17 protein-coding genes and 1 pseudogene are annotated in these 18247 nt (G+C 44.4%); 9 read left to right on the forward strand and 9 right to left on the reverse strand.

The window, feature by feature from the left end:
- The first annotated feature begins 7 nt into the window (after window positions 1-7).
- The 6 genes from CTT30_RS20855 to CTT30_RS20880 all read left to right on the forward strand — a co-directional run bounded on the left by CTT30_RS20855 (window position 8) and on the right by CTT30_RS20880 (window position 6398).
- Window positions 8-655 (forward strand): HAD family hydrolase, encoded by a 648-nt coding sequence (locus CTT30_RS20855; protein WP_252036876.1) that lies wholly within the window; start codon window positions 8-10, stop codon window positions 653-655.
- Between the two features lie 66 nt (window positions 656-721).
- Window positions 722-1342 carry an NAD(P)H-dependent oxidoreductase gene (locus CTT30_RS20860; RefSeq protein ID WP_252036877.1) on the forward strand — a complete coding sequence of 207 codons (621 nt, stop codon included), beginning with the start codon at window positions 722-724 and terminating at the stop codon, window positions 1340-1342.
- Window positions 1339-3249: a monovalent cation:proton antiporter-2 (CPA2) family protein gene (locus CTT30_RS20865; RefSeq protein WP_252036878.1), complete on the forward strand. Its 1911-nt coding sequence runs from the start codon at window positions 1339-1341 to the stop codon at window positions 3247-3249. The genes CTT30_RS20860 and CTT30_RS20865 overlap by 4 nt, the downstream gene beginning before the upstream one ends.
- 53 nt (window positions 3250-3302) lie before the next feature.
- Window positions 3303-4637, forward strand: a complete 1335-nt coding sequence (locus tag CTT30_RS20870) for an MATE family efflux transporter (RefSeq protein ID WP_252036879.1) — start codon at window positions 3303-3305, stop codon at window positions 4635-4637.
- 194 nt (window positions 4638-4831) lie between these two features.
- Window positions 4832-5722 carry a DMT family transporter gene (locus tag CTT30_RS20875; protein WP_370689732.1) on the forward strand — a complete coding sequence of 297 codons (891 nt, stop codon included), beginning with the start codon at window positions 4832-4834 and terminating at the stop codon, window positions 5720-5722.
- Between the two features lie 52 nt (window positions 5723-5774).
- Window positions 5775-6398 (forward strand): glutaredoxin domain-containing protein, encoded by a 624-nt coding sequence (locus CTT30_RS20880; protein ID WP_239863725.1) that lies wholly within the window; start codon window positions 5775-5777, stop codon window positions 6396-6398.
- A gap of 55 nt (window positions 6399-6453) precedes the next feature.
- Here the strand turns inward: CTT30_RS20880 and CTT30_RS20885 are convergent, their stop codons facing one another.
- A complete protein-coding gene (locus CTT30_RS20885) occupies window positions 6454-6807 on the reverse strand; it encodes a hypothetical protein (RefSeq protein WP_252036880.1) in 354 nt (117 codons plus the stop codon).
- 63 nt (window positions 6808-6870) lie between these two features.
- A pseudogene (locus CTT30_RS20890) lies at window positions 6871-8039 on the reverse strand (multidrug effflux MFS transporter).
- Window positions 8040-8152: 113 nt separating this feature from the next.
- Here CTT30_RS20890 and CTT30_RS20895 point away from each other — a divergent pair.
- Window positions 8153-9046 carry a LysR family transcriptional regulator gene (locus tag CTT30_RS20895; RefSeq protein ID WP_239863722.1) on the forward strand — a complete coding sequence of 298 codons (894 nt, stop codon included), beginning with the start codon at window positions 8153-8155 and terminating at the stop codon, window positions 9044-9046.
- Window positions 9047-9155: 109 nt separating this feature from the next.
- Window positions 9156-11015, forward strand: a complete 1860-nt coding sequence (locus tag CTT30_RS20900) for a putative bifunctional diguanylate cyclase/phosphodiesterase (protein ID WP_252036881.1) — start codon at window positions 9156-9158, stop codon at window positions 11013-11015.
- A 20-nt stretch (window positions 11016-11035) separates the two neighbouring features.
- On the opposite strand, the gene CTT30_RS20905 is transcribed toward CTT30_RS20900, so the two are convergent.
- Together CTT30_RS20905 and CTT30_RS20910 are read right to left on the reverse strand one after the other, a co-directional pair.
- Window positions 11036-11524, reverse strand: a complete 489-nt coding sequence (locus CTT30_RS20905) for a hypothetical protein (RefSeq protein ID WP_252036882.1) — start codon at window positions 11522-11524, stop codon at window positions 11036-11038.
- 30 nt (window positions 11525-11554) lie between these two features.
- Window positions 11555-12067: a nicotinate-nicotinamide nucleotide adenylyltransferase gene (locus CTT30_RS20910; protein ID WP_239835469.1), complete on the reverse strand. Its 513-nt coding sequence runs from the start codon at window positions 12065-12067 to the stop codon at window positions 11555-11557.
- Window positions 12068-12177: 110 nt separating this feature from the next.
- Here CTT30_RS20910 and nadE point away from each other — a divergent pair, with 110 nt between their 5' ends.
- On the forward strand, window positions 12178-13005 hold the full coding sequence (gene nadE / locus CTT30_RS20915; protein ID WP_239835470.1) for an NAD(+) synthase: 828 nt from the start codon (window positions 12178-12180) through the stop codon (window positions 13003-13005).
- A gap of 46 nt (window positions 13006-13051) precedes the next feature.
- Here the strand turns inward: nadE and CTT30_RS20920 are convergent, their stop codons facing one another.
- From CTT30_RS20920 to CTT30_RS20940, 5 genes are all read right to left on the reverse strand, one after another.
- Window positions 13052-13720 (reverse strand): LuxR C-terminal-related transcriptional regulator, encoded by a 669-nt coding sequence (locus tag CTT30_RS20920; RefSeq protein WP_239863718.1) that lies wholly within the window; start codon window positions 13718-13720, stop codon window positions 13052-13054.
- A 169-nt stretch (window positions 13721-13889) separates the two neighbouring features.
- On the reverse strand, window positions 13890-14885 hold the full coding sequence (locus tag CTT30_RS20925) for a S1 family peptidase (protein WP_252036883.1): 996 nt from the start codon (window positions 14883-14885) through the stop codon (window positions 13890-13892).
- Window positions 14886-14951: 66 nt separating this feature from the next.
- Entirely contained in the window at window positions 14952-15917 is a 966-nt protein-coding gene (locus tag CTT30_RS20930) for a S1 family peptidase (protein ID WP_252036884.1), read from the reverse strand.
- 193 nt (window positions 15918-16110) lie between these two features.
- A complete protein-coding gene (gene gcvT, locus CTT30_RS20935) occupies window positions 16111-17229 on the reverse strand; it encodes a glycine cleavage system aminomethyltransferase GcvT (protein WP_252036885.1) in 1119 nt (372 codons plus the stop codon).
- Between the two features lie 258 nt (window positions 17230-17487).
- Window positions 17488-18111, reverse strand: coding sequence for a helix-turn-helix domain-containing protein (locus CTT30_RS20940; protein ID WP_239835475.1), 624 nt, complete (start codon window positions 18109-18111; stop codon window positions 17488-17490).
- Window positions 18112-18247 lie beyond the last annotated feature (136 nt).

Here is an 18247-nt window from a genome sequence, read left to right on the forward strand (position 1 = left end):
AAGTGCCATGGATGTCATTCCTCTGGACATTGCCAAAATTAAAGCGATTGTCTTTGATCTGGACAACACCTTGGTCAGCTCAAACCTAGACTTTCAGTGGTTAAGAGCTCAAGTCGGCTGCCCAAGGGACGTCGACTTGCTCACTTTTATCGACAAGCTGGATTGCTCTCATTCGGCGCTTAGAGCGAAACAGCTGGTACTGCAGCACGAATTGGATGATGCCGAACAATCAACTCCCATGCCTGGATGCCTCGCACTACTGGACTTTATTGCATTCAATCATCTCCATACTGCGATTATTACTCGCAATTGCCAACAGGCTTCCCAACGTAAAGTTGACCACAATCAGCTCAATATTTCTCGTATCATCAGCCGTGAACACTTCCCACCTAAACCGGCGCCAGATTCATTGCTTGCACTCGCCAGAGAGTGGCAATTGCCCCCAGAGCAAATCCTTTATGTGGGTGACTATATGTATGACTTGCAAGCGGCAAGCAATGCGCGTATGCCATCTTGTCTCGTCACTCACGGTAAGCCAACCACATTCAATCAACACGCTTCATTGAGCGTCGATCATCTGAATGATCTCCTCGATTTGTTCTCAGACAAATATCCACAGACGGTTGAAACCATTTCGTCAGCCACCAAAAAGTAACCAATGGTTAAAAGTTGATCGATATGCCACAATAAAACTTTCAGTCTACGATCTGCGAACTGGATAATGTCAAAAAATAAAGTTTTAGTGCTCTATGCGCACCCCTCTCAACGACGTTCCGAAGTTAACCAACCGCTGTTTCAAGCCAGCCAAAAAATTGTAGGGGTAACCGCTGTAGACCTGTATTACGAATACCCCACTTACAACATCAACATTGATCGTGAGCAGCAACGCTTAATCGATCACGATGTTATTGTGTTCCAATTCCCACTGTACTGGTATTCAACGCCTTCCATCTTAAAGGAGTGGCAAGACTTAGTACTGGAGTACGGGTTTGCTTACGGCCATGACGGTACAGCCTTACATGGCAAGAAATTCCTATGTGCACTGACGGCTGGTGGTCAGGAAGAGGCATATCAATCCGAAGGCTACAACCACTTTACCATTCGAGAGCTACTTCATCCTCTAGAGCAAATGGCAGCTCTCACAGGAATGGATTACCTAGCGCCATTTGCTTTATTTGGCTCACGTACTGCGAAAGAAGATGGGCGTATTAAGTCCCACGTGGAGGCTTGGCAACATTTACTGGGCGCCTTAGTCGATGACAGAGTTGATTATCACAAGGCCGCGGAGGTAGAGAAACTTTGCCACTGCCTTGATGAAATTATTGTTGGAGGCGTTCAATGACCAGCTATTTCCTACAAGCATTCATCTACCTTATTGCGGCCGTGATCGCCGTTCCTATCGCTAAGCGGCTGGGCCTTGGTTCAGTGCTCGGTTACTTGATTGCAGGCGTAGTCATTGGCCCGATAATAGGTTTGGTTGGCGAAGAGACCACCACTATTCAACACTTCGCTGAGTTTGGCGTGGTTATGATGCTATTTTTGGTTGGCCTAGAGCTGGAGCCTAAAATGCTCTGGTCAATGAGAAACCGACTATTGGGCTTAGGCGGCTTGCAAGTAGGCGGCACTGCTGCTGTGATTACGGCAATCGTCCTCGTCTTTGAGCAACCATGGACAATTGCCCTCGCGATTGGTTTGATTTTCGCTCTTTCCTCAACCGCTATCGTCCTACAAACCTTTAACGAGAAAGGGCTGAACAAAACCGAAGGCGGGCAAAATGCCTTCTCGGTATTGCTTTTCCAAGATATTGCCGTTATTCCTATGCTGGCTTTTATCCCGTTACTGACCCTCCCTGAGTTGGTCGAACAAGCACAGCATACCGTAGGCACTGCGGCAAAGCATCATGACGAATTGAGCTTGGTTGCTGGATGGGCATACGCCTTCGTGATTGTCGGTTCAGTGATCGGTTTGGTCGTCGGTGGACACTATTTAAGTCGGCCATTATTTCGTTTTGTCGCAAGCTCAGGGCTTAGAGAGATTTTCACTGCGACGGCTTTGATGTTAGTGGTTGGTATTGCAGCATTAATGAGTTTAGTCGGGCTTTCTCCTGCTCTTGGGACTTTCCTTGCAGGTGTCGTTCTGGCAAACAGTGAGTTTCGACACGAGCTGGAGTCTAATATCGATCCTTTTAAGGGTCTGCTGTTAGGTCTGTTCTTCATTACTGTTGGCGCAGGCATCAATTTTGGCATACTGTTCAACGACTTCTTTTTTATCATCAGCTTAACTTTGGGGGTTATGCTACTAAAAGCGGCCACCCTGTATTTGTTAGCACTTATCTTTAGAATCAGAAACAGCAACCGCTGGCTATTTACACTCAGTCTTGCACAGGCTGGTGAATTCGGTTTCGTGTTACTCAGTTTCACAGTGCAAAATCACGTCATTCCACAGGATGTTGCGCAAACTTTGTCTCTGGTAGTAGCACTTTCTATGTTCCTCACTCCAGGGCTCTTTATCTTATTTGATAAAGTAATTTTGCCTCGCTTCGAGCTTGAATCGAATGATCGTGAAGCAGACAATATCGAAGAGAAAGGCACCGTTATCATTGCTGGTATTGGTCGATTTGGACAAATCGTTAACCGTTTATTGGTGGCCAATGGGGTTAAAACGGTTGTCCTTGATCATCAAGCGGCACAAATCGATGTTGTACGTCGGATTGAAACTAAAGCATACTTCGGTGATGCCACTAGGCCAGACATGCTACATACTGCAGGTATCGAAGAGGCCTCTATGCTGGTTATCGCGATTGATAACCCAGAAGCAAGTGTCGAGCTGACTAAATATGTCAAACACACCTATCCTAAGGTAGCTGTGTTAGCCCGGGCGTTTGACCGAGGCCATGGATACTTGCTACGTCAAGCCGGTGCTGACATTATTGAGCTTGAAACCTACCATTCTGCCCTTGAACTTGGATCCCAGGCCTTGAAAAATCTTGGTTACCACCCATTTCATGTAGAGCAACAAAAAGCCGCCTATCGCCAAATTGAGGACAAAAAATCTGACGCGCTTTATCAAGCTTGGGAAGACGACTCTGAGGGCGAGCGATTTGACAACAATTACCGAAAACTCTTCATGCACCTTGAAGAACAAATAAAGCAGGCGATGAACACTGATCGCTCAGACAAGCACGAAACTGGTGAGCGAGGTTGGACACCGCCCCCCAAAGGTTACGCTGAAGAGTTCAAAGAAGAATGATTTCAGACCGGGGCAATGCCTCGGTCTTTTATTTTACCGAATGATTAAACAATATGACTGCTACATACATTGAAACATCCCCATCTCTGGGGCAACAACTATTCAAGATGACTTGGCCGATGTTATTTGGTGTGTTGTCTCTGATGAGCTTCCAACTGGTTGACAGTGCATTTATTGGCCAACTCGGGGTATTGCCACTTGCTGCGCAAGGATTCACATTGCCGATACAAATGGTCATTATCGGTATTCAAGTGGGGCTGGGTATCGCAACAACGGCTGTCATAGCAAAGGCGATAGGAGCCAAAAAAACACGCTTTGCCCACCAGCTTGGCGGTTTAGTGATTGCGATAGGAACCATCGGTGTTGCCATTATTTCAGTTCTGATCTATCTGATTCGTGTTCCTATTCTTCAGTTACTCAGTGCTCCTGAAACAATCTACCCTGTTATCGATAGCTATTGGCTCTACTGGCTAGCCAGTGCATGGACCGGCGCTCTACTCTACTTCCTTTACAGTGTTTGCCGAGCCAATGGTAATACTATGCTGCCAGGCACGATGATGATGGTCACCAGTGTACTTAATCTTATACTGGATCCAATTTTCATTTTTACTCTCGATCTCGGGCTGAACGGCGCTGCCATCGCGACCATTATCGCCTTTGGTATCGGTATCCTGATCGTTGCACCTAAGGTCACACGTAAACATTGGATGAGCTTTGACTGGAGTGATCTCAACATCATAAAGAGTGTGAAATCTATTGGTAATATCATGGGGCCAGCAATGATAAGCCAACTCCTTCCCCCTCTTTCGTCGATGCTAGCTACAAAATTACTCGCAGGATTTGGTACTGCCGCGGTTGCCGCATGGGCACTGGGCTCCCGGTTTGAATTCTTCGCCATTGTCTCGGTGTTAGCCTTGACTATGTCCATGCCACCGATGATCGGACGATTACTCGGGGCCAAAAACATCGCTGATATTCGCCGTCTGGTCATCATTGCTAGCCAGTTTGTGGTCGGATTTCAACTGCTGATTGCGTTGCTGACTTGGCTGTCGGCAGATTGGCTAGCCTCTCTAATGACCAGTGAAGCGCAGGTCTCTGAGATCCTTGTTTGGCACCTACTAATCGTCCCTTTCAGTTTAGGGCCACTCGGAATATGTATGTTGATGGTTTCCATTGCCAATGCACTCGGTAAGTCTTACACCGCCCTAACCATCTCAGCACTTCGCCTTTTCGCCTTCTTCTTACCTTGCCTATGGTTAGGTGCAGAAATAGGTGGTATTGAAGGGCTTTTCTGGGGAGCTCTCGCTGGGAACATATTCGCTGGAGCGAGTGCATGGATAATGTATCAAAAAGCCCTGAAGCAAATTGAAGAGAAGCTGGAACAATAGAACAGATTGCGGCTACTCACATTTGGTTTTATCTGGCAACAAAAACGCCCCAAAACGAGTGATACAACACGCTGCCAAGCAATATGCACATCTTGTTTCTTCAGTTTTTTGATGAAGTACAACAGGATAGGCTGATGACGTACTACAAAGAACATCGTATGATTCAGCCTACTACATTCCTTAACACAACGATTATGGCTTCAAGACCCCACCATCCTATTCAAGGCGCGAGCTGGATGCTCACGGCTGGTTTAGCCTTTGCCTTGGTTAACAGCCTCGCACAAATCGCCAGCATCAATTTTGGCTTATCTTCGACAACCGTCGCTTTCATTCAGTATGCGATCGCATTAGTTGTGATTCTACCTTACCTAAAAACGCTAGGTATTAGACGCTCCTTACGCACTGAGCATCTCGGCTGGCATATTTTCCGTGTCTTTCTTTCTGTGATTGGTATTCAACTTTGGCTATGGGCACTCGCCTATCCTGTACCGATTTGGCAAGGCATTGCCCTATTGATGACTTCACCGCTGTTCGCAACCGTTGGCTCTGGCCTGTTCCTAAAAGAAAAGGTGGGGCTCGCTCGCTGGAGCGCGACACTCGCTGGATTCATTGGTGCAATGATCATTCTTGAGCCTTGGTCTACTGATTTTAGCTGGGCAGCATTACTACCCATTGGCGCCGCTTTCTTCTGGGCTTGCTATTCCTTAATGGTTAAGAAACTGTCTTCTAATGACTCCCCCTCTACCATGGTGGTTTATCTGCTCCTTCTTATTACCCCTTTTAACATTCTACTGGCTATCCCTGACTGGCAGACACCCTCTGGCGGGACTATTTGGCTTGTGCTGTTCGCCGCTGGAGCACTGACTGCATTAGCTCAATGGGCTATTGTAAAAGCGTATTCCGTGGCCGATGCATCGTTTGTTCAACCTTTTGATCATGCAAAATTACCACTCAATGTGCTAGCAGGTTGGATCGTGTTCAGTTGGGTACCACCAGGTAGACTGTGGTTAGGAGCCGCGATCATCATTGCATCTGTCGCTTTTATTACTCAATGGGAATCAAAAAAATCCCGCAAATTGAAATAAATATCAGCGCGCGCCGTTCTATTAGTTAAAGGCATTTAAGGGAGAGAGCTCTATGACAGATCCAATCAAAGTAACACTATATCGCTGGGCCGGTAGTTGGGGACCGTTCAGTGTAAAAATTCCATGTGGCGAATGCACCCTGACCAAAGACATTCTCAAAGATACATTTGAGAACGAATTGGCCGATGTTCCCGTTGAATTGGAAGTGAAAGATTGGCTCTCTCATTGGTGGGAACCGTTGAAGGTTGGAGCTTGGCATGCTCCTATTCTTATGGTCGAAGGCAAAGTGGTCAGCCAAGGTGAAGCCTTGAATCGCGGTGTGTTGGTTCAGTCTATTATCCAAGAATGGACCAAACGCGATACGTTGAAAGGGAACATTGTCTATGGAAAAGCGACCTGCCCTTACTGCGTGAAAGCCAAGAAGTTACTTGATGACGCTGGAATTGACTACCAGTATCACGATGTCGTTAAAGACAGTGCGGCTCTGTATCGCATGATCCCGGAGGTGAAAGCCATTATCGGAGAAAAAACACCGGTAACCGTTCCTCAGATCTGGCTTGACGGTCATTACATCGGTGGCGCCGACAATCTGCAAGCTTGGCTAGCGGAAAAAGGGTTAAGTGGCGTACCCGACAATGTGGTCACTATGGATAACAACCAAAGCTCCGTTGGTTAAAAAGAAACAAAGCCCCAAATATGGGGCTTTGTTTTTACAGAAAACGTAAACTCGACTATTTAGCGCGTTTGGGTTGTTGGTACGTTTTACCTGCGACCTGATAGGTGTCTTTACGCTTTACATCGAACATTACTTCAAAGAACCAAGCAACAAAGCGAATCACGTCATCGCCTTCATTCATCACATGCTCAACGTATTCTTGCTCTTCACCCTGCTCATTTTCTTGCATCGTCACATGGTAAATACGCTGTTCACCGTCAACTTCTGCCAAAGCAAACTGACCAGTAAGAGACTGCGCCGCCTCAGCAACGTCTTCATTTTCATGTTTTTTCAACACTTCAAGAGCTTGCGGTAGGTTCTCTTTTGAACAAAGTGCCATGACTAATTCTTCGAACTGTTTATGTTCCATCGTCGACCTCTCAGATCGTCTTTTCAATTATTGGGGCGCATTGTATCAGCCACCCAACGCCTTTCAAGCAAACTCTTGTTGGGCAGTAGCCTTAACTCGGCTTGAGTAAAGCACCATTGCCATGATACTGGCTGATACCATATAGAACATGCCTAATGCAGATTGACTCTGTATCCAATTTTCAACTAAATACCCCCCCAGTACACCAGCAAGACACATCTGAATGGAGCCAGTCAGGGCGGACACAGAACCTGCTTGCCTTTTATGAGGAGCGAGTAACAGGCTGATTGACAAAGGGAATGATAAGCCTTGTGCTATGGTCATCCAAGTGAAAGACCAGATAACATTAAACAGGGTAAAGCCCGTGAAGATTAACCATCCTCCAGAAGCCATCATGATAAAAATGGCCAACGCCATAAGCTGCTGGGTACTTAAATAACGGTTCAAAACATTTAAAGCCAATGTCCCTACAAGTAATCCTGCAGACGGAATAACCATTACCGAGCCGTACTCTGCGGCGGTTAACCCCAACTCATGCTGTAGCATAAATGGCATAACTGATAAAGAAACCAGACAAGCGAGGTAAGTCGTCCAGTTATAACTCGCACTACTGAGCACTTGTTTGTTCGTTATCAATTTACCGTAGTTCTTCACCACTTTCCTGATTTTAAATGGGGAACGACCATAACTCATAGTCTCAGGTAAGACGAGGTAACCCAATATAAAAATTGCCGCCAAGTAGAACAGAACGAATATGAATACCGCTTCCCAACCTAGATAGAATGCCACCCAACCCCCAAACACCGGAGCAATCACCGGCATAATAGAGGCGGTGACCGAAACATAAGAAAGGGCCTTGGTCAGCTCCGCACCGTCATAACAGTCGTTCGTCCTAGGACCGAAGCACTTCCCGCCCCGAGTCCTTGTAGCAAACGTCCAAACACCAGCATCCACAAGTTATGAGAGAACAGCACACATATTACCGTCCCGATCAGATAGATTCCTTGCCCAAGGAGAAACACGGGGCGACGCCCTATCGCATCGGATAGCGGGCCATAGAACAGTTGAGAAGCCCCAAAACCGACTAAAAATAACGTCACAAGAAGCTGTACGTCAGCTTGATTGATCTGCAACGTTTCGCTGATCATAGGTAAGGATGGTAGATAGATACTCACACCGACTTGGCCCGTTGCAATTATCATCATCGCCAGCAAAATTGGCGTTTTCTTCATAGCCTCACCTCGTTGCATCTGTATGCAATAAAGTTTAAATTCGTTGCTGATGAATGATAATATCCTCAATTGGAAACTGATTATTTCCTAATAAGAATCAATTGGAGAATGCCATGGACTGGATACAAAGTGTTCAAAGCTACATACGAGTAGTGGATGAAGGCAGCTTCAACGGCGCAGCCAGAAAGATGAACACTACTAGCTCAGCGATCAGTAAACGTGTCCATTGGCTGGAAGAACGTATTGGCGTGCAGTTACTTAAGCGGACAACTCGAACCGTCACCCAAACGGAAGCTGGCGCTTTATTTTATGAACGAGCGAAGGTCCAAATAGAAGGTTGGCAATCCATCGTAGATGAAACCCGCTCAGTCAACCAGACACCCGCTGGGCTGCTTAAGATCGGGGCAACCATTGCCGTTGGTTCTAAATTTCTAGTTCAGTATCTGAATGATTTTCTGCAAATGTACCCTGACATTCGCATTCAGTTAATCACCACCACTCCCGGCCAGCTACCTGAGCTCAGCCTAGATCTGTTCATCAGCCGTGAGATTGAACAACTTAACTCACTGAGTTTCAAAGCTTCAGCCCTTTTCGAACATAAAGCAGGCTTTTATGCCTCTCCAGACTATCTAGAAAAGTATGGTGAGCCCAAAACCATAGAAGAGCTGACAGCACACAATGCTTTGATATGGGGAGAACGGCCTCATCGAGAAATCACATTGACTAATGGCAAAAAAATAGTGTTATCGGGTAATCTTGCGACCACTAACCCGGAAGCGCTTTTTTATGCTGCCAAAAATGCCATGGGCATTTTAATTTCCAATGATGTCATGATCAAAGATGAGCTCAAAACCGGCACATTGAAGCGGATTCTTCCCCGAATAACCGCAGATGAAGCCACCGTTTACGCTTATTATCCGAAGCTTGACTACCAACATACCCGAACCAAACTATTTCTGGATTACTTAAAGGAACGTTTGGCCAAAGAGCAAGGACAGTCTCATTGAATCCAAAAAGATTTTATTGATTTGAATTATTATGAGACTTGTACCATATTTTAATTGAACCAATACCAACAAATAAGTGATTTCAATCACGATAAGGTAGGTTAATTAAATGGCTAGGTTACAAGGAAAACCCGCATCTATTGATTTAGATGTGGTGAATAAAACGCTCCAGCTCGATGGTTCAGCGCTGCTGGATCAGGTCACCCTTGTCCTAAACAAACATTTTGAATCCTTTTGCACTTGTATCATTGAAATTGATAAATTCAATTTTAATGCGCATACCTTGTCCTATGCATGTAATCAGACTCTGAATAAACCGACCTCATATTCTCTACAGGGCACCCCTTGTGCCCATGTCAGTAAATCCGAGCTCGATTATGTCCTATATGCCAGTAATGTGGAGCAAGACTTCCCTGAAGATGTGTATATCCGAGACCACCAGTTACAAGCCTATCTCGGTGTGCCTTTGAGGACCCGTTCAGGTGATGTACTCGGTGTATTGCTTTCTACATTCAAGGCTCCTATTGAAACCAGCAAAGAGCTCATTTACTACCACACTCTTTTTGCTCACGTCATTGTGCACAGTTTGAGAGCGAAGTGGCTTTCCGCCCGATCTGAAAGCTTGGTTAATCAACTGAGTTATGAAGTTTCGCATGACAACCTTACAGGCTTACTCAATAGAAGCTTCTTGTCAGACAAATTGGAAAGATTGTCAGAAACCAGCAGTGATTCATTCACACTCGCTTACGTCGATATCGACAGCTTTAAATCCATCAATGATTTATATGGTAATTACGTTGGCGATCAGGTCATTAAGTTTGTCGCCCATGCTATCGAGTCATCGATACACGACAAGCAACTTGCCTTTAGAATTGCTGGTGATGAATTCGCATTTATCACTTACAGCGGCGATCCACTTGAAGTATGCCGAAACATTCTCAGTAAGCTAGAGTCAGGGTACAAAGACCCTGCCCATAACATTAAAGTCAGTGTCAATATAGGTATTGCACGCAGAACGGATAAGAGGCTGACTGCTGACCAATTAATTCTCAACGCCAGTTTAGCGTTAAAAGATTGCAAACAATCGAGGAACTCTCAGGTTCAATGCTATGACACCCACTTAAGTGCACAATACTACCGACGAACTATGGTGATTGACGCGTTACGTAACGAACTATCACCAGCGAACCTAAACCCATGTGAAATTTATGTCTTAGCACAACCGATTGTGCGCCGTAATCAAAGTCATTGGGATTACTTTGAAATCCTAGCCAGATGGGAGAGCAGTGAATTAGGGATGATTTCTCCATTAGAATTCATTGAAGCTGCCGAACAGTCAGGGCTCATTATAGAGTTGGGAGAGCGTATTATCGACCTTGCTTGCCAAGCAAAAAAAGAGCTCGAACAAGGGCTAGGCTATAAAGTCAAACTAGGCATCAACTGCTCCGCCCATGAACTCAATGATACTAATCGCTACTTGGAACATCTCACTTCAACAGTAAGTAAACACGGTTTTAAGCCTGAAGAGTTCACGATTGAGCTGACTGAAACTGTACTACTGTCACAAACCAATGAAGTAAAATTCATACTTGAGCAACTGCGTTTGCTTGGTTTCACCGTCGCTTTGGATGACTTTGGTACTGGATACTCAAGCCTTAATTATATTCACAACTACCCAATTGACTGCATCAAAATCGACGCTACTTTCATTCGCAACATGCTAAGTAATGAAACCTCTGAACGTGTCGTCTGGCTCATCATTCAGCTGGCAAAACAGCTCAAGGTCGATCTGGTCGCCGAAGGGGTGGAAAACAAAGAAGCGTTAGATAAGTTGCACGATATGGGTTGTAGCCAAATACAAGGTTATTACTACTCACGTCCAGAAAAACCAAAGGCCATCATTAAAGCACAAGCTAAACATTCCATACCCAGTGAGCAGCCTGCGGTAGTAAATATGTTCAAATCATGAAAAGTGGTAAGTGGAAGGCGTCAGAAGGGAAGCTCAAGCTGCATAATAACATCACGTTCATAGTCATCATGCCAGCGATAGTCCAAGCGTAACCTTGGCTCACCAAGTTTCTTTTCACCGAAGCCAAGGCTTAGTTGTAACCCATGACTCATAATCCAATCTTCAGTTTCGGACAAATGGACTTGCTCTTCCAATTCAGACGGCATCCAGACCCCGATTCCGATATAGTTAGAAGCAAGGCTTTGGCTTAAAATAGGGCTGGTCTCAGTTTGTAGAACCCAATCAGCCCAATAAGAGGAATAATCAGCCGAAGACTCTTCCGACACCCATTGTTCAAAAGCATCTAACTTATCTGCCGTGTATTGAATACCATCGAGTAACGAGAAGCAGACGCCTTGCTGAGAATGAAACAACACCGAATCCGATTGATAGTCAGTACTATACAGCTCACATCCATCCGCAGCATAAGAAACCAACCCCATCAGAAATATCAGTAAATACCCTTTCATTCACCACCAAAATAATTGGTACGTCATTCCTTAATAATACTCTCTTTCGACCAATAATTGGTAAACTTTTGGTGTCACAAGTGAGTGAATGTCTTTCTTATCGCTCAAAGCCCTTCTTATGTCCGTACTACGCACTTTCACCGTTTCAGGACATGCCATGACTGACCATCGACTCAATATTTCATCTGCTTTATAAAATTTAGCAAAATTAAATAGGTTATCCGGCCCGATAACAAAGGTGATGGCACATTCAGGGAACTGACGCTGTAGTTCCGTTAACACAGCAAAGGTTGTCACGCTCTGCTCTGGTTTATAGAGCACTTCCTCTACGCCGCTTCGTTCGACGTTACTCGACTGTAGATCTTCAATAAATACATCAACTAGCTCGCACCGAGCTTTGTAATCAAGCATCTCTTTTCCCCAAGCATGTGAAATGCTAGGAATCAAAAGCACACGATCAAAATGAGTGAGTGATTCAATAACACTCTTGTGTCCAAGGCTGGGCGGGTTAAAAGCACTACCGAATACAGCGATTTTGTTCATTTTCTTTCCTGATAAATGTGAATTCATTGTTCACAGTTTTCTAATTTGTTCATTTAGGTATGATACTACCATCATTTTCTTAAAATCATTGCTTGCAGGAAGGAAACATCATGGAACAGCTCATCCGCGACGAGATGCGCGTATTGCCGTCAATCGACCCTAAATTCGAAATCTCGCGTCGTGTTGAATTTATTAAGCGCAAATTGCAGGAAGCAGGTTGCAAAGCATTAGTTCTTGGTATCAGTGGTGGTGTCGATTCGACAACATGTGGTCGCCTAGCTCAGATCGCCATTAATGAACTGAATGAAGAAACAGAAGGTGGGTATCAATTTATTGCCGTACGTCTCCCTTACGGAGAGCAAAAAGACGAAGATGAAGCACAAATCGCCTTGCAGTTCATTCAACCCTCACAATCGGTTTCTGTAAACATCAAATCAGGCGTTGATGGCTTACACGCAGCCTCTCATGAGGCGCTTGCACACACCAACCTTCTTCCAACACAAGCCTCCAAGATCGATTTCGTCAAAGGCAACGTAAAAGCGCGAGCTCGAATGGTTGCTCAATATGAAATTGCTGGTTATGTGGGTGGCTTGGTACTAGGCACAGACCACTCAGCAGAGAACATTACTGGCTTCTATACCAAATTTGGCGATGGGGCTTGCGATCTGGCACCATTGTTTGGTTTGAGCAAGCGTCAAGTCCGTGAAGTTGCTGCGACGCTAGGAGCACCTGAACTACTGGTGAAGAAAACGCCCACCGCTGATTTGGAAGAGCTTGATCCACAAAAAGCGGATGAAGATGCACTGAACTTAAGCTACGACCAAATTGACGACTTTTTGGAAGGCAAGCCTGTCTCTCAAGATGTCTCAGATAAGCTTGTCGCGATTTATCAAGCAACTCAGCATAAGCGTCAACCGATCCCTACCATATACGACTAACCAAAACGGGAGCTCAAAGCTCCCGTTTTACTCACGCCAGAGAACTCTACACTCTTTCTTCTAGTGCCACATTATTATTGGCCCACAGCAGTGCCTGAAGGCGATTCTTAGCATTTATTTTCTTAAAAATATTGTGTAAGTGCGTTTTCACCGTATTCTCACTCACGAACAACTCGTCAGCGATTTGGAGATTAGAAGCCCCATGTCCAAGCAAACGCATGATCTCTTTTTCTCGTTTGGTAAGATTGGCATAAGCTTGTGAGGTGGTAACACTATTTGCACAGCGAAAATGCTCGATATAATCTTGAGCAACTTTTCGTGATAGCCACATTTCGTCTTTCATAATCTTTTCCATGCCCCTGAGTAGCAAAGAAAGATCATCATCAATATAAAAAACACCCACTAAATTTCGCCATTTGAATAGCTGGGTCGAGGGGACATCTTTCGGACAGTTAATTACGATTTCTTTCGGATTCTTAGTGCTTAATGAGCGGATCTGACTGTAAACATCAAACTTCTCATCGTTCAGGTAGTGGTAGTCAAACAGAATGTAATCGCCTAGGATAGATGTCTTGCCTTCACATGCTTCAAGCTCTTCAATTGGAACAATCGATACATTTAATTGAATGCCTTGCTCTAAAGAGTCTTTAAACAATTTGGATTGCATGCTTATATCTGAAAGAAAGGTTATCTCGTGAGTACATTGATTTGCCATCTGCGAACTCTCCGGCTCAACTTATTATGTAATTTAAAATTATCTTTTAGTTATAAATAGTCAACACGACAAATCATTAATAGATGCTCACGCGCACTATTTGAGGCGGAGGTTTCAAATAATTATAGTAATTTCTCATTTATGATACTTATTTAAATCTCAATTATGCCTAATTAAGCTGGTTGAGACGCCTCCCTCTCAATGCGAACACTGCGATTATCAGCCATACAGCAAAGTTAACGGCTCCACCGCTACCACCATCAGAGCGAGCACTCACACTGTCATCGACATTACTATTCAAGACACGGTTACCATTGATTGTGGTGACGTAATACTTGGGTGTAACCTGCCCATTCATAACACTATTGATCCAGCCAGTATAGTCATAGACATCCGTGAATACCGAAGTTACATTGAATGCCGTATTGCCACATAAACTCGGGCCAAAACTGGTGATACCAACCTGTATGTACTGGCTCCCATTATACCAATAGACAGGCCCTCCCGAATCACCGCTACAAGTGGAGTTTTGATAACCTCCAGATTCAGGACCACCAAAACAGATCTGCTTGTCCGTCAGCTTACTACCATACTCAGATTGACAACTACTCAGAGAGATATATTCCAAAGAGGTTTCCAAAAGTTGAGTACCACCTGCGACATTACCTTCAATGTATCCATGACCAATTGCTTTGTAATCTGCGGGGCTGGGGAAACTGTTATTGATCGAAGTGTTGAGGAGAGAGGTGTAATTAGATACAGAAAGTGGCGTCTCAAGTTTAATAATGGCAATGTCATTTGGCCAAAGCTCTGAACTTGAATCAATATAATCATCCGGATAATAAAATTCTTCTGCTTTTGCCTGCTGAGTGGACAAGAAGTTCGATTCATCCTCCAACTGGGGAACCACCACGGTATACAACATAGTACTTTCATTGTCATAAATACAATGAGCAGCAGTTAAGACAAACTGGCTATTAAGCATAGTGGCCCCACAATAACTCGACGTACTGTAGGTGTTGCCGTTGCGATAAAACAGGCTGGCAAAAGAAGGGTAATTAGTAATGTCCGCGTTACTGCCATTCACGATGTAAGGCGAAATTTCCATCGCCAGCAATCGGGAGCTAACCAGTATCAGGCTAAGGAACCAAATTGGCTTTTTCATCTTCCCGTCTCCCTTTCGCAACCATCAACTTTAAGTTTAGCTTACGAAAGGGCAACGGGCTGGATTCTAACTTGTTAGTTTTCTTCTAAATAGAGCTGCCCCGATAAATAAGAAAGATAGGAAGCCAAGAGAGCCACCGCCGCCGCTACCACCACTCTGTGCAGTATTATCAACGAGAGAGCGGGTGCCACTGCTGTCAGTTGAGATATAATATTTCGGTGTTTGACCACCGGATATTACGCTGTTGATCCATGAATTATAATCGTAAGTTTCTGTAAAAACAGAGGTGGCAGGCTCATTGATATCACCACAGTCAGTAGGTCCGAAACTCGTTATGCCAATTTGTACATACTTGCTGCCATCATACCAATAAACAGGACCTCCAGAATCGCCGTTACACGTCGAATTCTTGTATGAACCACTTTGTGCACCATCAAAACACAATTGCTTATCAGTAGAGTTACAAACGGACTTGTCTTCTAACTCCAAACTTGTCTCTAATAACGTACCATCAGAAGAGACATTACCTTCTATCAGACCATGACCAATTGCCTTAAATGAATCAGAGCCGTTATTTTGGGCATAAGTATTATTTTCCGTGGTATTCAATAAGTATTGATAATCTTGAGTATTAAGCGGCGACTCCAATTTAATAATGGCAATGTCGTTGGGCCACCTTTGCTCTTCAGAATCAACATAATCATCAGGGAAATAAAACTCTTTAGCTCTCGATGATTGATAACTACCATAAGGATATTGCGACTGATCAGTTAACTGTGGGACAACCCAAGTATGTAGGTTTTGACTATTATCGTTATAAATACAGTGGGCAGCCGTTAAAATATATTGCGAGTTAATGACTGTTGCGCCACAGTAATTTCCGTACTGACTGCCGTCATCGTAGTAAAGACTAGCAAAGGAAGGGTAATCACTAATGGATGCCGTTGTACCATTAACAATATATGGGTTGACGTCAAATGCGAAGCTCTTAGAAGCTAGGACAAAAGGCAAAAGTATGGATAGCTTTCTCATACAAATTTTCCATTCAATTATTATCATTAATATCAAATGACGATAATCTATCACATCCAGATGACTTCGAGCTATTTAATGACCTAAGCTACCTCTCGTTTTAGAGTATTCAGTTGATATGAGGAGTACCAATAAAAAAGAGTTCACCTAACGTGAACTCTCTGATATGACGTCATAGAATTAAATTTTTCTATCACCCACGGTAATAGCGTTGTGGAACAAATGGCATTTTTTCAATCGTCATAAGCAGTTTCTTACCACGAACATCTGCAAACAGCTCAGTGCCAATAGTTGCAAGATCTGCGCGAACGTAAGCCATTGAAACCGGCTTTCCAGCACTTGGGCCTGCTGTGCCGCTTGTCACAATACCGACTTTGTTGTCATCAGCATCAAACAGCTCCGTGCCTTCACGTACAGGCGCTTTCGTCTGGCCGACTAGGCCTACACGCTTACGTGATACGTCTTTAGTTTCAATCTGTTTAAGGATGATCTCCGCACCAGGGAAACCACCAGCGCGCTCGCCATCTATACGACGAATTTTCTGAATTCCCCAAAGAAGGCTTGCTTCTACCGGTGTCGTCGTTGTATCAAGATCGTGTCCGTATAGGCACAGACCACACTCTAGACGTAGAGAATCACGTGCACCAAGGCCAATCCATTCCACTTCTTCTTCCGCTGTTAGCTTCTGCGCAAGTTCTTCTGCATGCGTGTTCGGCACAGAGATTTCGTAACCGTCTTCACCTGTGTAGCCACTGCGGCTAACGATGCACTCAACACCTAGGATGTCTAACTTCTTCACATCCATAAATAGCATGTCAGCAACTTCGGCATTGAAACGCTTAAGCACATCGACTGCTTTAGGGCCTTGAAGAGCCAGCAAAGCGCGATCATCGATGATCTCTAGTTCTACACCTGCAGGTAAGTGAGCTTCAAGGTGATTGATGTCTTGCTCTTTACATGCTGCGTTAACCACAACAAATAGGTGGTCACCTAAGTTTGCCACCATTAGGTCATCCATGATGCCGCCTTCTTCATTAGTAAAGAAAGCATAGCGCTGGTTACCTTGTGGTAGGTCAATGATGTCAACTGGAACTAACGACTCAAGAAATGCTGCTGCACCTTCACCGTGTAAACGAAGTTGTCCCATGTGGGACACATCAAAAAGACCCGCAGCGTCGCGAGTATGTAAGTGCTCTTTCTTTACACCCAGTTTGTATTGGACTGGCATGTCGTAGCCTGCGAAAGGAACCATTTTCGCACCAGCTTCTACGTGAAGCGTATGAAGTGGTGTTTTGAGTAGATCTTGAGTCATTGTTGTCTCCATTTAATCAGGTTCGTTTTCCGTTCAAGGAAACCTTGTTTCCAATAATAAACACGAGTGGAGAATTTTTGCACCATTAACAGCAGGGGAACAGTCTAAAGTGTGATATTTAACATCACATTCACATTCAGCGCACCAAAAATAAAACGCCATTTCAGGCTATCTCTGCCTGAAATGGCGCTATTGTACTTATATAAACGACAAAGGCAATCGTTTGCTTTCACTATACGAAATTCTTTATAAATCGCATTATTTAGCAGTCACCCACAAAATATTAGCGTCTTTTTCGCTGGTCGAGATCAGCATATGCCCCATATTCGCGTCATAGTAAACACTGTCACCTTCACTCAATTCTACCGGTTCGTAAAACTCCGAATAGAACATGACTGAACCGGACAAAATCAGCAAAAACTCTTCACCGTCATGACGTACCCAATCACCGTACTCTTCAAAGTTTCGCGCATGAACTTGGCTTTTAAAAGGCATCATTTTCTTATTGGAAAGCTGAGTCGCCAAGAGCTCATGTTCGTAGGTCGGTGTTGGGTGTGGTTTCCCCTGATTATTTTTGGTGATATCCCTACGGCCTGTTGCGACTTTTTTCCTTGGTGGTTCAAAGAGTTGTGGCATATCTATCTGTAATCCAAGCGCCAATTTTTGCATCGCCTGAAACGTAGGAGAAATCTGCTCATTCTCAATCTTGCTCAAGGTAGAACGCGCCAGCCCAGTACGTTGACTTGCCTCTTCCAAAGTAATCCCCAACTTACCGCGAATATCCTTGATTCTCTCGCCCAATTTTAGGGGTTCGATATTTTGATCGGCAGCTTCTTTCGCCAATGTCAAAGATGGGTACTCATCATAGATATCTTCGGGCATGTTTCCCTCTTATTAAACGTCCACTTCCTGTTCCATTTTCATTGTGCCCGAACATCATCAGAGTGGAAAGATGAGCACAGGAAATAAACCGTGCTCTTGGTAACAATTTTAGAAACCATGTTTCCAATAGGAAATT

Source organism: Vibrio coralliilyticus (genome assembly GCF_024449095.1).
Taxonomy (GTDB): domain Bacteria; phylum Pseudomonadota; class Gammaproteobacteria; order Enterobacterales; family Vibrionaceae; genus Vibrio; species Vibrio coralliilyticus_A.

Coding starts and splice junctions, on each gene's coding strand:
- CTT30_RS20870 (WP_252036879.1), top strand. CDS start 3,303: ATGACTGCTACATACATTGAAACATCCCCATCTCTGGGGCAACAACTA.
- CTT30_RS20865 (WP_252036878.1), top strand. CDS start 1,339: ATGACCAGCTATTTCCTACAAGCATTCATCTACCTTATTGCGGCCGTG.
- CTT30_RS20900 (WP_252036881.1), top strand. CDS start 9,156: ATGGCTAGGTTACAAGGAAAACCCGCATCTATTGATTTAGATGTGGTG.
- CTT30_RS20910 (WP_239835469.1), bottom strand. CDS start 12,067: ATGAACAAAATCGCTGTATTCGGTAGTGCTTTTAACCCGCCCAGCCTT.
- CTT30_RS20940 (WP_239835475.1), bottom strand. CDS start 18,111: ATGCCCGAAGATATCTATGATGAGTACCCATCTTTGACATTGGCGAAA.
- CTT30_RS20895 (WP_239863722.1), top strand. CDS start 8,153: ATGGACTGGATACAAAGTGTTCAAAGCTACATACGAGTAGTGGATGAA.
- CTT30_RS20885 (WP_252036880.1), bottom strand. CDS start 6,807: ATGGAACATAAACAGTTCGAAGAATTAGTCATGGCACTTTGTTCAAAA.
- CTT30_RS20880 (WP_239863725.1), top strand. CDS start 5,775: ATGACAGATCCAATCAAAGTAACACTATATCGCTGGGCCGGTAGTTGG.
- CTT30_RS20920 (WP_239863718.1), bottom strand. CDS start 13,720: ATGGCAAATCAATGTACTCACGAGATAACCTTTCTTTCAGATATAAGC.
- gcvT (WP_252036885.1), bottom strand. CDS start 17,229: ATGACTCAAGATCTACTCAAAACACCACTTCATACGCTTCACGTAGAA.
- CTT30_RS20905 (WP_252036882.1), bottom strand. CDS start 11,524: ATGAAAGGGTATTTACTGATATTTCTGATGGGGTTGGTTTCTTATGCT.
- nadE (WP_239835470.1), top strand. CDS start 12,178: ATGGAACAGCTCATCCGCGACGAGATGCGCGTATTGCCGTCAATCGAC.
- CTT30_RS20925 (WP_252036883.1), bottom strand. CDS start 14,885: ATGAAAAAGCCAATTTGGTTCCTTAGCCTGATACTGGTTAGCTCCCGA.
- CTT30_RS20855 (WP_252036876.1), top strand. CDS start 8: ATGGATGTCATTCCTCTGGACATTGCCAAAATTAAAGCGATTGTCTTT.
- CTT30_RS20930 (WP_252036884.1), bottom strand. CDS start 15,917: ATGAGAAAGCTATCCATACTTTTGCCTTTTGTCCTAGCTTCTAAGAGC.
- CTT30_RS20860 (WP_252036877.1), top strand. CDS start 722: ATGTCAAAAAATAAAGTTTTAGTGCTCTATGCGCACCCCTCTCAACGA.
- CTT30_RS20875 (WP_370689732.1), top strand. CDS start 4,832: ATGGCTTCAAGACCCCACCATCCTATTCAAGGCGCGAGCTGGATGCTC.